The following is a 13744-nucleotide window of genomic DNA, read 5'->3' as shown; positions in this document are numbered from 1 at the left end:
GATTCAAGCTTAGCTTATGCGTACGGATTAAGACTGACGCAGCTTCACCTTGACTTGATCCAGCTCCTGAATCATCCGGCCCAGTACACCGTTGACGAATTTCCCTGATTCCTCGGTTCCGAAATGCTTGGACAACTCAATCGCTTCATTCACAGCTACCTTGCCAGGCACGTCTTCACGGGATGTCAGTTCATATACAGCCAGACGCAGGATTTGACGATCCACACGGGAAAGACGACTTACCTGCCAGCCTTTCAAATAATGAGCGAGCAGTTCATCAATCGAATCCTTGGATTCCCATGTTCCATTGACCAATTGCAGCACATACTCCTTCATTTGTACTTCGTCGCCGATGACCCGCTCGGTCTCATTTTCTTCGGCCGCTTCCGAGAGCAGCATCGACACGGCTTCCACACTGTCGACTTCGTTCATCTCCATCTGGTAAAGGCTTTGAACGACAATCTCTCTTGCTACACGTCTTTTCATTATGTTCCTCCTGTGGACCCTGCTGAATCCATTTTTCTAATTAGTATGATCCATTTGCCGTGAAGACTTGACAACAATTAAAACGCCAAAAAAAAACCTGTGAATATCTCTCTCCGCAAAAAAGGCGCACGACACCTGTCCTCAGCATTTTTTCCGGAGAAAGCATATCACAGGGTTCATTTAAACGGCCGCCAGCGCTCGGAAAGCCATCGTCCCCATTCCTGAAAGTGGAACATGGAGCCTTGCTTCAGATCCTTGCGCTTGCCAAATATATAGCCGATAAATACCACTAATGCAAAGAACAGCATATCCCAAAAACCGGATAATAAGTAAATCAGTCCGCACACAAGCCCGCCGGTCACCCCGGCAATTCTTCCTCTGTGACTCTCCCATATTTCTTTCCAAGGCATTGGGGAAGCTCACCTCTATTCCACGCGGCTCTTGAAGCTTGGTGCCTGAACCACGTTAGCAATATATACGGATACGGATGACACGGGTATTCCTGTTGTATCTTCAACAAAGTCGTGCACCTGCTTCTGCACTTCGGTTGTCAATGTAGGAATGGATTCCTCACCATCAACCACGGCGCGAATCGCAATATCAAGACCTGATTGGGATACCTTGATCCGGGATTTCAAATCCTTGACACCACGGACGCGCGAAGCCGCCTTCAGGCAGAGATTCTCGATCGTCTCCACAGAGATTTGGATGTCGCCAAATTCCGTACGCTGATCGATGGAGTTCAGGTTCGAGCGATCGCGCCTTACGGAGATAAAGAAGAAACGGATGCTCAGTAAAAACAAAACCGCAGCTACGATAATTCCAGCCCAGAAAAGGCGTTGTTCCTGAACACTCGTTAATTCATATGGAACAGCGCCACTCAACAGGAGGATGGCAACTACGGATATAACACCGATACTTAAGCTGTAGATAAACAGCAAAAGTCTGTCCATGATTTTGGCCACGATTCAGCACAGCCTCCTTAAAATTAGATTAAACCCTCGACATCGCTGCCCAGGGCTAGCCTGAAACTATTCTATTTCACGCGTTGAGCCAAATCCAATTCTTCCGTCTTCTCCACGGATTTCATGAAATGGACATCATGAATATGTACATTGACTTCAATTACCGTAAGCCCTGTCATATTCTCGATCGAACGTTTCACGTTGCGCTGAATTTCTCCGGCTACTTCAGGAAGACGATGGCCATACTCCACGATAACGGATACGTCAACAGCAGCCTCACGTTGTCCAACTTCCACCTTGACACCCTTGGATAAATTCTTGCGTCCGAGCAGTTCGGCAATGCCGCCTGCAAAGCCTCCGCTCATCCCTGCAACCCCACGTACCTCTACCGTAGCAAGTCCAGCGATGACTTCAATAACCTCCGGTGCAATCTGAATCTCACCGATATCTGTCCGTTCAAATTCTGTAGGCAAAGTTTCCGCCATTGTCTCAACACACCTTTCGGAATAAGTTAGCGGATGCACCCAAAACTGCATAAGGCATGCGCTCTTATTACTCATACTATACCATTTGGCCAAGTTTATGACAAACTTGGCCAAAGGTTTCAAATCTCATTTTCTTCCAAAAATTTAATGTCAAAGTCACCCTTCAAGAAGGTAGGATGGTTCATCAGTTTCTGATGGAACGGGATGGTTGAATAGATCCCTTCAATCTCGAATTCGGCTAATGCGCGCTTCATCTTCGCGATGGCTTCATCGCGGGTCGGCGCCCATACAATCAGCTTGGCAATCATCGAATCATAATAAGGCGAAATGGTATAGCCGGGATATGCCGCACTGTCTACCCGCACGCCAGGACCTCCTGGAGGCAAATAGAACTGAATGGTTCCAGGGGCAGGCATAAAGCCCTTGTCCGGATTCTCGGCATTAATCCGACACTCAATGGACCAGCCATTAATAACGACTTCTTCTTGAGTGAAAGAGAGCGTGTTGCCCTCCGCAACGGAGATCATTTCCTGAATCAGATCAACCCCGGTCACCATCTCGGTCACCGGATGCTCTACCTGAATCCGCGTATTCATCTCCATGAAGTAGAACTGACCGTCCTGGCCGAGCAAAAATTCAAGCGTACCTGCACCGGAATAATTAACGGCCTTCGCGGCGCGAACGGCGGCTTCGCCCATCCGGCTGCGTACCTCTTCACTTAGCACCGGACAAGGAGCTTCCTCAACAAGCTTTTGTCTCCGGCGCTGCACAGAACAGTCACGCTCCCCGAGATGCACGGCGTTACCATGTTTGTCGGCGATAATTTGAATCTCTACATGCTTCATGCCGGTCAGATATTTTTCCAGATATACGCCTGCATTGCCGAAGGCCTTCTGGGCTTCCTGCTGTGCGTTTGTAATCTGTTTAACCAGCGTTTCTTCATCCTCGGCGATCCGAATACCCTTACCTCCGCCACCTGCAGTAGCTTTGATAATGACGGGATATCCGATATCGCGTGCAAGCATAACGGCTTCATTCAGATCCTCGACCAATCCGTCGGATCCCGGAATAACCGGAACACCTGCATCCTTCATCGTCTGCTTCGCTACAGCCTTGTCTCCCATCCGGTTGATCGCGTCAGCGGAAGGACCGATAAAGGTAATGTTGCAGGATTCACAAATCTCCGCGAAATCCGCGTTCTCGGCCAAAAAGCCGTAACCGGGATGTATGGCGTCACACTCGGTCAGTGTAGCCACGCTCATGATATTGGTAAAATTCAAATAGCTGTCTTTGGATAACGTTGGGCCGATGCAGTAGGCCTCATCCGCCAAGCGAACATGCAGGGATTCCCGGTCCGGCTCCGAATATACGGCAACCGTTGCGATGCCAAGTTCCCGGCAAGCCCGGATGATACGAACGGCAATCTCTCCCCGGTTCGCGATAAGCACTTTTTGAAATCTCATGCAGTAACCTCCTTCGGACTCTTGCGACTCTCGTTCTTGGCGAGTCCCTCCATATTACTCCGGCTTCACCAGAAACAGAGGCTGCCCGAATTCTACAAGTTGACCGTTCTGTGCGAGAACCTCAACGATTTCGCCTTTGATCTCTGCTTCCAGTTCATTCATCAGTTTCATGGCCTCAATGATGCAGACCGTCGATTTCTCAGTCACCTTATCCCCAGGACTGACAAACGGCCCGGCCTCAGGCGATGGGGAACGATAGAAGGTTCCTACCATCGGTGATACGATTTTATGTAAGGAGCTGTTGCTATCCTCCACTGAATCCTGCTGTGGTGCCGCTGCAGGTGCTTGGTTCGCCGTATTCGGCTGTGCGATCTGTGGTGCCATCACTTGCTGTGCCGGTATGAACGCTTGCGGCGCTGCCTGATAGTTGTTAACAACCTCGGCTGCATTGGGTTTCTTAATGGATAAGCGTGTACCTTCGCTCTCAATTTCCAATTCATGCACGGAAGTTTGATCCACCAGCTTAATAAGTTCTTTGATCTCGTTTAATTTAAACATTATCGACGTTCACTCCTTCACTTTCTTGGAAGCCCTTGCTTAGGACAGTCAGTCAATAGCTTAGAGTATTATATCACAATCGAGCGAAATAGAAAGAGCCCAAGGCAATCCTTAGACTCTTTCGGTTTTATAGTATAACCGTGATTTATGTTGAAATCTGCTGACAAGCTTATGGCGCAACATATTGAACGGTTACTTTATCCGGCGAAACCTTCAATTCCTTCATCACAAGACTCACGATGCCGGCTGCACCTTTAGCATCGAGTTTCTCACTCAGAACGACCACATTATACTTCTCGCTTTCTTCCTTCACAACGGCGTTGCCGTATTGCTGCTGCAGCGCTTCCTCGATGCTGAGAATGACTTCCTCTTTTGCTTCGGCCGCTTTCAGTTGCTCGGTAGCTTGAGCTGTTTGCTCCGGCTTATTTTCATGATTGTCGATCTTTGTCATTAACTCATCGTATAATTTCATATTTTTTTGGGAGCGGTCCAATTTATAGGACTCCAACTGGGCTGCTGCAGATGATGCGTTGGCCGCCACTTGCTCCAGGACTTCTTCATCCGATTTCTTACCGTTAGTGGCGCTGCTTGTGTCTTTGGACTCCTCGGTTCCCTCTTTGCCTGTGCTGCTAGCGTCTTTGGAATTCTCGGCTCCCTCTTTGGATTCCTTCACTTCCGGCTCTTCCGTTTTCCCAGCTTCGCCGCTGGCTTTTCCTTGATCCCCTTGCTCACCCTGTGTTGCTTCTGCAGGATCTTCCGTGCCGGCCGCACCTGTATCGCTCGTATCCGTGCCTTGCTCATTGGCACCGGAATCACCGTCAGTACCTTCTTCAAGCACTTCGTTCACAACCAGCTCGTCGCCAGCGCCTGCGGTTCCGTTTGCTTCTTGTCCGGCGCCCGGCTTCTGACCGTCCACTTGCGTGCTCTCGGCAACCGGCGGCGCTTTCGTTCCCGAATCGTCGGTGAATAAGTAATAAGCTGACAGGATGACCATCAAACTAAGCATGGATACTAACCATATGGTTTGTCTTTTGTTATTCATTTGAACGTTTCCTCCTTTGAATGAAAACCTTGGCACGAACGATCGGATCATTCGATAGGCTGCGGTTATTCCTGTTTACGCGGGACAACGGATATACGATAAGACGGGACATTGAGGCCTCGCTGGATCGCATCCACGATCAAGCTTTTTACAACATCATTCTCGGCTCCCTTGGCTACGACAAGCACACCCCGGACTTGAGGTTTGATCTTCTTGGTGACGATTGGGGTTTCTTCCCCGGATGATTCATAGGTGACAATCTGGCCGTCACGCTGATAACTTGTTACATGGCGCTTACCTCCGTTAGCATCGGTTTCCTCCGTCAGCTCCTGGGTATCTTTCATGTCACGCTGGACGACTAGCTCTTCTGTAGATTCCACAGTCACCATGACATCGACGGCCCCAACCCCAACAATCTGTTCCAGCATGGTTTTGGTGCGCATTTCAAAATCCTGCTCGATACTCTCAAACTCACCGCCGCCGCTGGCTGAAGTCCCGCTTTGGGGCGTTGAGACCGCTGCTGACTCCGGCGGCGGCTCGCGACCGATATTCTCATGATCCAGCTTCTTCACATTGACGAAGGAGTTGAACAGCATAATAGCGACGCCGATCAGACCAAGAATGATCAACCATCTGAAGGTTTGCATTTTTCTTGCTCCGCCAGCTCCTCCGCCAAGCCATTGCTCCAGCCGCTTCAACCAATTTCCCATCATCCTCACCTCCGCTACAGCTTTTTATCCTGCTCCTGCCCTGGCATATATATCGTGATCAGATCCGGCTCTAGATCCCACCGGCGGCTAATGTAATCCCGAACCGGCTCTGCTCTTGCTTCTTCGGCCTTGCTCACTGCTTCTGCATTCTCTTTCACCGCTGCCTTTCCATCCCGTTCCGATTGCATGGATTTAACATTCACCTGAACGGAATCCACGGGTTCTATGTTAATGGGCTCCTTATCATCCCTTGTGTCTACCTCTGCATTCTCCGATTCACCTCCAACCAGCCTTACGTCAACGGAGCGTATCGTAGCGCCTGCATATCCCTTCTCCTGTCCGGCAACTGCAGCCAGCACCACCTTGACCTCCTGAACCGCTTCCCCCGTTTCTGCCGCGATCTCTTCTTTCATCACCCGGGCTAATTCGTTGCCTGCCCACTGAAGGCTTTGACTCTGCTGCGTTTCCTTCAGCTTCTCGGCCTGTGCCAGAATATGCTCCAGCTGAACCTCTTCCGGCAGTCCTTTCTCCTGCCGTTCCAGCTCCATCGCCAGTTGATTCTCAGGGGGATCCGTTATCAATGCGATAATCGGGCTAAGCAGCGTAAGCAGAATCAACAGACTCAAGACTAATCTGGCGTATCGTTCAAGCGCCTTGCCGGGCAGTATCAAATCAACGAAGGCTGCAAAGAGAACCACCATGATGACGCTTTTCAACCAACCTCCAAGCCAGTCCATTTGCCATTCCTCCTAAGCATTGGCCGCCTTCTAAGTTCTGCCTCACCTCATCATGACGGTAATGTTGCCTGCCGTGAGCAGAATCGTTATGGCCAGGAAGAACATCATACTGACTGCGGCCAAGGCTGTAAAAACATACAGCATCGTCTTCCCGATCGTCTGCAGGCAGGTGCCGATCGGGGTGTCTCCTAGCGGCTGCATGACGGCCGCCGCGATGTTATATATCAAGGCAAGCGTCAAGATCTTGATCGCAGGGAATGCGCATAGGAACAAAATAATGATGACCCCTGCCAGCCCGATGGAATTCTTGACGAGTAATGAGGCCGAGATCACGGTATCCGTTGCATCTGCGAACATCTTGCCGACTACCGGGACGAAATTTCCGGTTACATATTTGGCTGCCCGGATCGTCACGCCGTCCGTCACCGAGCTGGTCAGTCCTTGGACAGAGATTACACCCAGGAACACGGTAAGCAGCACGCCCAGAACACCCATCGAGATTCCTCGCAGCAGGTTGCCGAGCTGGGTCAGCTTGTACTTTTCGGATAGCGAACTAACCAGGTGCAGCAGAGCTGAGAAGAACAGAAGCGGGAATACAACCGTGCTGATCAGTGTACCTACCGTATGTACCATGAAGATGACTAGCGGATGAGCCACCGAGACGGTCACCACATTCCCCATCGAAGCCATCAGTGCAAAGAGCAAGGGAAGCATTGCCATCATGAAATCGATCATTTGGGTAATGGCGTCCCGGGCATATCCTATCGCGATGCTGAAGCTGTTAACGGCAATGACCAGGACAACCATGTAACAGATCGTATAGGCAACCCGACTCACGGTGCTTTTTTCAAAGGCCGTCTGCAGATTCTCAAGGATCAGACTCATGATGCTCAGCATCACGATGGTTGCCAGCAGCTTGCCGTTATAGAGCACCTCATGCCACAAATATTTTCCGATGCCGGACATAACCCCTTTGAAGCTAAGACCGTCGCCGCCCGGCAGCAGCATATCCATCAGGGACGGCGTCTTTCCATCCGGGAAGAAACCGCCGTAATCCTTCATGAGCCTATCCCAGTATTTCTCGACCTGGTCTGTCGGCAGCTGCTGCGTCTGCTGCTCTACCCACTCATCGGCTGGGTTTGCCGCGTCAGCCGCACTTATCGTTCCGCAGAATAATCCGGTCATAAACAACATCAGGATCAGTAGACGAAACACGGCCACGCCTTTTCGAAGTATTACTCCTGTAACCATGTCCCCCCACCTTTTTCAAGCCGGGAGGAGCTTCAGGACCGTCTCAATGATGATCCCGATAATCGGTACAGCGAGCACCAATATGAGCACTTTTCCCGCCAGTTCTATTTTGGATGCGATCGATTCCTGTCCGGCATCTCGTACGATCTGGGCCCCCATCTCCGCGATATAGGCAATCCCGATAATTTTCAGAACTGTCTTTAGATATATGATCTGGACACCGGAGTTCTCCGCTAAATCTTCCAGCATGGATAAGACATTTCCGATCTTCCCGATCAGGAACAGGAAGATGAGGAGCGAGGTCGCCACTGCGAGAAGGAAAGCAAAGAGCGGCTTCTGTTCCTTGACAACCAAGATCAGTACGGTAGCAATGATGCCCAGTCCTACCACCTGGATAATTTCCATAAAGGTCCACCTACTGGAATAGAAAAATACTTTTGATTTCCTTGAGCAAATCGTCAAGCAGTCTGACGACCATAAACAGCACAACCACAAACCCGATAAGGGTCACCCAATGTGCCATATCCTCTTTCCCCATCTGTTTCAGGACCGTATGAATCATGGCAATGATGATCCCAATGCCGGCAATCTGGAAGATGGCGTTCACTTCAATGTTCATTTCCCTTGGCACCTCGCTAAAAGATCAAAATGACGATCAATGCTCCAATGAGCAGTCCCAGACTTTTGCTCATTTTTTCATATTTGACCTGGTCATCCCTTGCCGCTGCTTCTTCATGCTTGAGCTGTCCCACGGCCAGAGCGATATGTTTGATCTGGTCCTGCCTGTCACTGGTGCCAAGAACGCCGCTTAGCTGCTCCAACACCTCACGCTCGGCACTTTTCATCGATGTTCGCTTCCAATATTCCACCAGTGCCTTGCGGATGCTTTCCTGTGCGGATAACCCGTAGTCGGGCCTCATGTAAAGCGCGGCTGAGGCAAATAATGATCTGAGCGGTTCACGAAGGGAATCGCCAATTCGCTCCAGCGCATCGGGCAACGGCGTCAAGCCGTAGCTGATCTCCGTTTCCAGCCGTTGAAGCGCGAGAATGAGTTCTCGCAGCTGCCTGGGTCTTGCCGCGAATTGCTGGGCCTGATAAAATCCGGCTAAAGTTCCAGCTCCCAGCACGAGCACAGCCCCGACCAGTTTAAGCATAGGCATCACCGCCCGGCGGACCGGCTGCAGCCGTCTGAAGCGTTCGCTGACCTCCGTCATACAGCTTGTATGATCTGTGATCGCCCGTTCTGCTAAGAACGGCATACATCTCAAACATGCGGTTCTCCAGAAGATCGGCGAGTGCTGGTCGCCCCCGCATATCTTGTATGGACGAGCCATGTGCCGTTGCTATTACGCTGATTCCCGCATGCAAGGCTTCAATGACGGCTTCCGCATCCTCCGGCCGACCGATCTCGTCCACAATCAGCACATCCGGGGACATCGAACGGATCATCATCATCATCCCTTCAGCTTTCGGACAGCCATCGAGCACATCCGTACGAGGACCTACGTCGAAACCAGGGACTCCGCGAAGACAACCGGCAATTTCAGAACGTTCGTCAATGATGCCTACCTTCATTCCCGGCCAATGGACGGCCGATTTCCCCCATTTGCCGTAACTGATCTGCCTCGCCAGATCCCTGAGCAGCGTGGTCTTGCCCTGCTGGGGCGGGGATAAGATCAGCGAGTGCATTACCCGTTTCCGTTTCCGGTCGAGTAAATGCGGGATGATGTCATCCGCCGCCCCCTGAACTTCCTTGGCAATCCGGACATTAAATCCGCTAATATCCCGAATGTGTTCAACCTTACCACCGCTGAGCACCGTCCGGCCGGTGAGCCCGACCCGATGACCCCCAGGTATCGTGATAAACCCTTTTCGCAATTCCTCTTCCATGGTGTAGAGGGAATGGTTACTGATTAGATCCAGCAACCTATGGGTATCTTCACGCGTCGGCTTATACGCTTCATCAGGCCGCAAGGTGAGCCCGCCACGCCGGTCCAGAAAATGATGCTTGCCCGCCGAATTAATCTCCAGCGGACGTTCCTCCCGGATACGTACCTCCTCCACATGATCGAGAAGCTCTTTCGACAGGTTCAGCAGCATCCGTTTTACGGTCTCGGGAAACAGGTCTAACCAGTTCAATGTCATATCAATTTCCCCCAGGTTGTCCTTTTTTGATCATCTTCTAATAAGAGAACTTCATATCCCATGTGTATGCTTGTACCTGAAAAATATGCAGCGAATCTATCATTTTTTTAAAACGCCGTATAAGAGACAGGAAACGCCGCACAAAATCCAGCCGATCTTCCCCCACGACAATTTATCCGCCATTCCCACGAGTCCAATCGTTGTTGTCAGAATCAAGATCAGTGGGCCCATAAAAGCCAGAGCGGAATTCACAGCCAGCGCTTTATCGACCTGGTTCAAGCGCAGCATGATGATGGCCGCCACAATCTCGAGACTGCCGGAGAAAAAACGAAGCGTGGCCATACTAGCGACAAACTTGTCCAGCATGCTCTATATCCTCCTTCTTCCTTGTTCACAAGTGTGATGTTTAAAAATATGCGAGGTACTCTCGTTTTATCTCTATTTTTTCAATTTCATAGAAGCGAACTTTGAATCTTTCGGACAACGCAAAAAATCCCGGTCGATAAGGACCGGGATTAACTCTATTTAATATCGATATGATTGCAAAAATTATTCCATTAAAAACAGGTTATCGACGAACCTGTGGTCCGCCAACGGAAGCCTGCTGATCCGTATCCAGTCCGTACGCGGTATGAAGCGCTTGTACGACACCTTCCAGATTGGTTCCTTCAATGACACAGGATACTTTGATCTCGGACGTGCTGACCATCTTGATGCTGACCCCTTGCCGGGAGATGACATCAAACATTTGCGCCGCCACACCCGGATGGCTGACCATTCCAGCACCAACAATCGATACTTTCACCAGATGATCTTCCGAGGTAACGTCACGATACGGAATCTTGCCGCGGATTTGTTCAATAACCGACAACGCACGCTCCCGATCGGCCAAGGAAACGGTAAAGGAGAAGTCTGCTTCGCCGTTCTGGACACCGCTTTGTACGATAATATCAACATCAATCGCTTCTTTTGCAAGCTCTCCGAACACTTGAGCCAAAACGCCCGGCGTATCGGAAACGCCCAGAATACTGATTCTTGCCACATTCTTGTCAAATGCAATTCCGCTGACAACCACACCTTGTTCCATGCTTGCTTCCTCCTTAACAACCGTACCCTCGTTATGATTAAAGCTGGATCTGACGACAAGCTTCACTTGATTATGCTTCGCATACTCAACCGCGCGCGGGTGAAGAACAGCTGCACCAAGATTGGCTAGCTCCAGCATCTCGTCATAGGAAATCTCCTTCAACTTCCGCGCACATTTGACAACCCGCGGATCCGTGGAGTAAATCCCGTCCACATCCGTATATATTTCACATACATCCGCTTGAATGGCAGCCGCAAGAGCAACCGCCGTGGTATCTGATCCCCCGCGTCCAAGCGTTGTAATCTCTCCGTCTTCAGACATTCCCTGGAATCCCGCTACAATGACGACATTCCCTTCATCAAGCGCTTTAAACACGCGTTCAGGCATAATATCTGTAATACGGGCTTTGCCATGCACCGCTTCCGTACGGAACCCCGCCTGCCAGCCGGTAAGAGACTTTGCCTTGCGTCCGAGACCGTGAATAGCCATGGATAGCAGCGATATGGATATCTGCTCTCCCGTGGTCATCAGCATATCCATTTCCCGTGCCGGTGGATTCTCGTTCAACAGCTTTGTCTGGTCAATCAAATCGTCTGTTGTATCCCCCATAGCAGACACCACAACTACACATTGATGACCTTCATCTTGTTTCTCTACAATTCTTCTGGCAACGCGCTTCATACGTTCTGTATCCCCTACAGAGCTGCCTCCGAATTTCATGACGTACAGTGACAATGCTTCTTTCACTCCCCACTAATTTCAGTATGTAACAGCATTCAGGTGGTTTCTCACTTTAAAACAGTATAATACGAAAGTGAGTCATCCCGTCAAGGCTTTTCAAGGCAAAAAGAACTCAGGTTTATCGCACCGGCTTTCGCCCATCGCAAAAAGACTCCCGTACATACGTACAGGAGTCCTCGTTGTTTAGAAGATATTGGCACCCGTCAATCGTTGAAGGGTCCCGTTTAAAGCCTACTATGCACGGGAGATGTATTTACCTTCGCGTGTATCGATCAGAAGCACATCGTCTTCGTTAATGAACAGCGGTACTTGTACATTCAGGCCGGTTTCCACTTTCGCATTCTTCGTTGCACCCGTAGCCGTGTTGCCTTTGATTCCCGGCTCGGTTTCAACGACCTTCAACTCCACGCTGTTAGGCAGGTTGATCCCGAGGATCTCGCCTTGGTAGCTGATGATGTTAACGTTCATGTTCTCTCTCAGGAAGTTAAGCTCCCACTCCAGCTGCTCGCTGGTCAAGCTGAACTGATCGTAAGTTTCGTTGTCCATGAAGACATGCTCTTGACCGCTGGCATAGAGATACTGAACACCACGGTTGTCGATGATGGCTCGGCCAATCGTTTCGCCTGCACGGAACGTCTTCTCAACGGTGTTGCCGTTGCGAAGGTTTTTCAATTTGGAACGAACGAAAGCTGCGCCTTTACCAGGTTTCACGTGCTGAAAATCCAAAACGGTGAATATATCCCCATCTACTTCTACGGTCAAACCTGTCTTAAAATCGTTTACTGAAATCACTAAGATTCCCTCCTAAGGATGCGGTCTAATTAATATAGTACACAATTTTCCTAAAGTACAAGTTCAAAAAGCTGCCTTTTTGAACACGTCTCCTAAAGCACAGTGTAGTCTTTGGACGAGCTTGTTAGTATATGAATACCCGATTCCGTAATCACGATATCATCTTCAATACGGACACCGCCAAGCCCAGGCAAGTATATGCCCGGCTCCACCGTTACCACCATGCCCGGCTGCAGCACATCATCACTCAGCTTGGACAGTCTTGGAGACTCGTGAACCTCCATACCCAATCCATGCCCGGTGCTGTGACCAAAGTATTCCCCGTATCCATAACGTGTAATAATATCACGGGTTAAGGCGTCCGCCTCGCGTCCTGTCATGCCAGGTTTAATATGATCCAGTGCATGAAGCTGCGCTTCCAGCACGATATCATAGATCTCCTTCAGCTTAGGATCAGGACTTCCGAGCGCAACGGTTCTGGTGAGATCGGAGCAGTATCCGTCAAGCAGCGCACCGAAATCAAACGTAACGAATTCATTCCCTTGAATCACTCGCTCGCTGGCAACGCCGTGCGGAAGAGCCGAACGCTCGCCGGAAGCGACAATGGTATCAAAGGAAGACGCGGTTGCACCATGCTTGCGCATGAACATTTCCATCTCCAGATCGATTTCACGCTCCGTTTTGCCGGCAGCCAGAATCGTCAGCACATGGCTGAACGTCTGATCAGCCAAATCGGCAGCTCGCTGCATAATGCTCAATTCTTCCGCATCCTTGAATATGCGCAGATCCTCTACAAGACCCGAAACCGGCACCAGGCTAATTGGCGCGAGTTGTTCCGAATAGGTGGAGAATACGCCGTATGTAACATGGTCCTGTTCAAATCCAAGCGATGTTATTCCCTCGGAAGATAGCAATTCCTTGACCGTCTCCATAACCTTCGGTCCATGCTCAACCACTTGAAAGTCGACGGCTTGCTGTGGAGCTTGAGTCATATAGCGGAAATCAGTCAACAGATAGGCATTATCCCGTGTGATCAGCACATAGCCGGCAGACCCGGTAAAGCCTGTCAAATATCTGCGGTTGATCGGGCTTGCCACCAGCATAGCCGTTAAGCCTTTAGTCTGAAGTTTTTCGCGCAGATTAACCACTCGTTTGTTACTCATTCTAACCTCTCCTCTCACCCATTTCCCAAGCCGGCTCAAGAAAAACATCTTCGACGTATTTCTAAGCAGCCATTTACGGTTAGCATTAATTCTTCTGATAGCAAAAAGCAGCCTCTCGG

18 protein-coding genes are annotated in these 13744 nt (G+C 50.2%); all 18 read right to left on the bottom strand.

Going from position 1 to position 13744, the window contains the following annotated elements; translation table 11 throughout:
* Positions 1–27: 27 nt before the first annotated feature.
* Positions 28–486 carry a transcription antitermination factor NusB gene (gene nusB, locus ACQKPA_RS20245; protein WP_100536240.1) on the bottom strand — a complete coding sequence of 153 codons (459 nt, stop codon included), beginning with the start codon at positions 484–486 and terminating at the stop codon, positions 28–30.
* 176 nt (positions 487–662) lie between these two features.
* Entirely contained in the window at positions 663–896 is a 234-nt protein-coding gene (locus ACQKPA_RS20240) for a DUF2273 domain-containing protein (protein WP_006209372.1), read from the bottom strand.
* A gap of 15 nt (positions 897–911) precedes the next feature.
* Positions 912–1451 (bottom strand): alkaline shock response membrane anchor protein AmaP, encoded by a 540-nt coding sequence (gene amaP / locus ACQKPA_RS20235; protein ID WP_113057003.1) that lies wholly within the window; start codon positions 1449–1451, stop codon positions 912–914.
* A 71-nt stretch (positions 1452–1522) separates the two neighbouring features.
* The gene (locus tag ACQKPA_RS20230; protein WP_009591235.1) at positions 1523–1936 is read right to left on the bottom strand and encodes an Asp23/Gls24 family envelope stress response protein; all 414 of its coding nucleotides are present in this window, start codon (positions 1934–1936) and stop codon (positions 1523–1525) included.
* Positions 1937–2055: 119 nt separating this feature from the next.
* Positions 2056–3399, bottom strand: coding sequence for an acetyl-CoA carboxylase biotin carboxylase subunit (gene accC, locus ACQKPA_RS20225; protein ID WP_326097544.1), 1344 nt, complete (start codon positions 3397–3399; stop codon positions 2056–2058).
* Between the two features lie 54 nt (positions 3400–3453).
* Positions 3454–3957, bottom strand: coding sequence for an acetyl-CoA carboxylase biotin carboxyl carrier protein (gene accB / locus ACQKPA_RS20220; RefSeq protein ID WP_427494294.1), 504 nt, complete (start codon positions 3955–3957; stop codon positions 3454–3456).
* A 169-nt stretch (positions 3958–4126) separates the two neighbouring features.
* Positions 4127–4999 (bottom strand): SpoIIIAH-like family protein, encoded by an 873-nt coding sequence (locus ACQKPA_RS20215; RefSeq protein ID WP_427494293.1) that lies wholly within the window; start codon positions 4997–4999, stop codon positions 4127–4129.
* A 65-nt stretch (positions 5000–5064) separates the two neighbouring features.
* Entirely contained in the window at positions 5065–5709 is a 645-nt protein-coding gene (gene spoIIIAG, locus ACQKPA_RS20210) for a stage III sporulation protein AG (protein ID WP_427494375.1), read from the bottom strand.
* 14 nt (positions 5710–5723) lie between these two features.
* Positions 5724–6446, bottom strand: coding sequence for a stage III sporulation protein AF (spoIIIAF, locus tag ACQKPA_RS20205; RefSeq protein ID WP_427494292.1), 723 nt, complete (start codon positions 6444–6446; stop codon positions 5724–5726).
* A 42-nt stretch (positions 6447–6488) separates the two neighbouring features.
* Entirely contained in the window at positions 6489–7697 is a 1209-nt protein-coding gene (spoIIIAE, locus tag ACQKPA_RS20200; RefSeq protein ID WP_427494291.1) for a stage III sporulation protein AE, read from the bottom strand.
* A 15-nt stretch (positions 7698–7712) separates the two neighbouring features.
* A complete protein-coding gene (gene spoIIIAD / locus ACQKPA_RS20195) occupies positions 7713–8102 on the bottom strand; it encodes a stage III sporulation protein AD (protein ID WP_071223846.1) in 390 nt (129 codons plus the stop codon).
* A 10-nt stretch (positions 8103–8112) separates the two neighbouring features.
* The gene (spoIIIAC, locus tag ACQKPA_RS20190; protein ID WP_007129715.1) at positions 8113–8316 is read right to left on the bottom strand and encodes a stage III sporulation protein AC; all 204 of its coding nucleotides are present in this window, start codon (positions 8314–8316) and stop codon (positions 8113–8115) included.
* A 16-nt stretch (positions 8317–8332) separates the two neighbouring features.
* Positions 8333–8851 carry a stage III sporulation protein SpoIIIAB gene (gene spoIIIAB, locus ACQKPA_RS20185; RefSeq protein WP_427494290.1) on the bottom strand — a complete coding sequence of 173 codons (519 nt, stop codon included), beginning with the start codon at positions 8849–8851 and terminating at the stop codon, positions 8333–8335.
* Positions 8844–9842 (bottom strand): stage III sporulation protein AA, encoded by a 999-nt coding sequence (gene spoIIIAA, locus ACQKPA_RS20180; RefSeq protein WP_427494289.1) that lies wholly within the window; start codon positions 9840–9842, stop codon positions 8844–8846. Before spoIIIAA ends, spoIIIAB begins: the two co-directional genes overlap by 8 nt.
* A gap of 99 nt (positions 9843–9941) precedes the next feature.
* Positions 9942–10208: a YqhV family protein gene (locus tag ACQKPA_RS20175; RefSeq protein ID WP_071223843.1), complete on the bottom strand. Its 267-nt coding sequence runs from the start codon at positions 10206–10208 to the stop codon at positions 9942–9944.
* 202 nt (positions 10209–10410) lie between these two features.
* Entirely contained in the window at positions 10411–11664 is a 1254-nt protein-coding gene (locus tag ACQKPA_RS20170; RefSeq protein ID WP_427494288.1) for an aspartate kinase, read from the bottom strand.
* Between the two features lie 240 nt (positions 11665–11904).
* Positions 11905–12462 carry an elongation factor P gene (efp, locus tag ACQKPA_RS20165; protein ID WP_009591242.1) on the bottom strand — a complete coding sequence of 186 codons (558 nt, stop codon included), beginning with the start codon at positions 12460–12462 and terminating at the stop codon, positions 11905–11907.
* A 92-nt stretch (positions 12463–12554) separates the two neighbouring features.
* Entirely contained in the window at positions 12555–13625 is a 1071-nt protein-coding gene (locus ACQKPA_RS20160) for a M24 family metallopeptidase (protein ID WP_427494286.1), read from the bottom strand.
* Positions 13626–13744: the final 119 nt, after the last annotated feature.

It is taken from the genome of Paenibacillus sp. NPDC093718 (assembly GCF_050279985.1).
Classification (GTDB): domain Bacteria; phylum Bacillota; class Bacilli; order Paenibacillales; family Paenibacillaceae; genus Paenibacillus_AQ.
Note: the sequence above shows the minus strand (reverse complement) of the source record. Positions and strands in the feature narration are given on the sequence as shown.

Bases quoted from the DNA above. Each gene is read 5' to 3' on its own strand.
- spoIIIAD (WP_071223846.1), bottom strand. From the start codon at position 8,102: ATGGAAATTATCCAGGTGGTAGGACTGGGCATCATTGCTACCGTACTG.
- ACQKPA_RS20215 (WP_427494293.1), bottom strand. From the start codon at position 4,999: ATGAATAACAAAAGACAAACCATATGGTTAGTATCCATGCTTAGTTTG.
- ACQKPA_RS20230 (WP_009591235.1), bottom strand. From the start codon at position 1,936: ATGGCGGAAACTTTGCCTACAGAATTTGAACGGACAGATATCGGTGAG.
- spoIIIAF (WP_427494292.1), bottom strand. From the start codon at position 6,446: ATGGACTGGCTTGGAGGTTGGTTGAAAAGCGTCATCATGGTGGTTCTC.
- accB (WP_427494294.1), bottom strand. From the start codon at position 3,957: ATGTTTAAATTAAACGAGATCAAAGAACTTATTAAGCTGGTGGATCAA.
- spoIIIAG (WP_427494375.1), bottom strand. From the start codon at position 5,709: ATGGGAAATTGGTTGAAGCGGCTGGAGCAATGGCTTGGCGGAGGAGCT.
- ACQKPA_RS20175 (WP_071223843.1), bottom strand. From the start codon at position 10,208: ATGCTGGACAAGTTTGTCGCTAGTATGGCCACGCTTCGTTTTTTCTCC.
- spoIIIAC (WP_007129715.1), bottom strand. From the start codon at position 8,316: ATGAACATTGAAGTGAACGCCATCTTCCAGATTGCCGGCATTGGGATC.
- spoIIIAE (WP_427494291.1), bottom strand. From the start codon at position 7,697: ATGGTTACAGGAGTAATACTTCGAAAAGGCGTGGCCGTGTTTCGTCTA.
- spoIIIAB (WP_427494290.1), bottom strand. From the start codon at position 8,851: ATGCTTAAACTGGTCGGGGCTGTGCTCGTGCTGGGAGCTGGAACTTTA.
- ACQKPA_RS20240 (WP_006209372.1), bottom strand. From the start codon at position 896: ATGCCTTGGAAAGAAATATGGGAGAGTCACAGAGGAAGAATTGCCGGG.
- ACQKPA_RS20160 (WP_427494286.1), bottom strand. From the start codon at position 13,625: ATGAGTAACAAACGAGTGGTTAATCTGCGCGAAAAACTTCAGACTAAA.
- spoIIIAA (WP_427494289.1), bottom strand. From the start codon at position 9,842: ATGACATTGAACTGGTTAGACCTGTTTCCCGAGACCGTAAAACGGATG.
- nusB (WP_100536240.1), bottom strand. From the start codon at position 486: ATGAAAAGACGTGTAGCAAGAGAGATTGTCGTTCAAAGCCTTTACCAG.
- accC (WP_326097544.1), bottom strand. From the start codon at position 3,399: ATGAGATTTCAAAAAGTGCTTATCGCGAACCGGGGAGAGATTGCCGTT.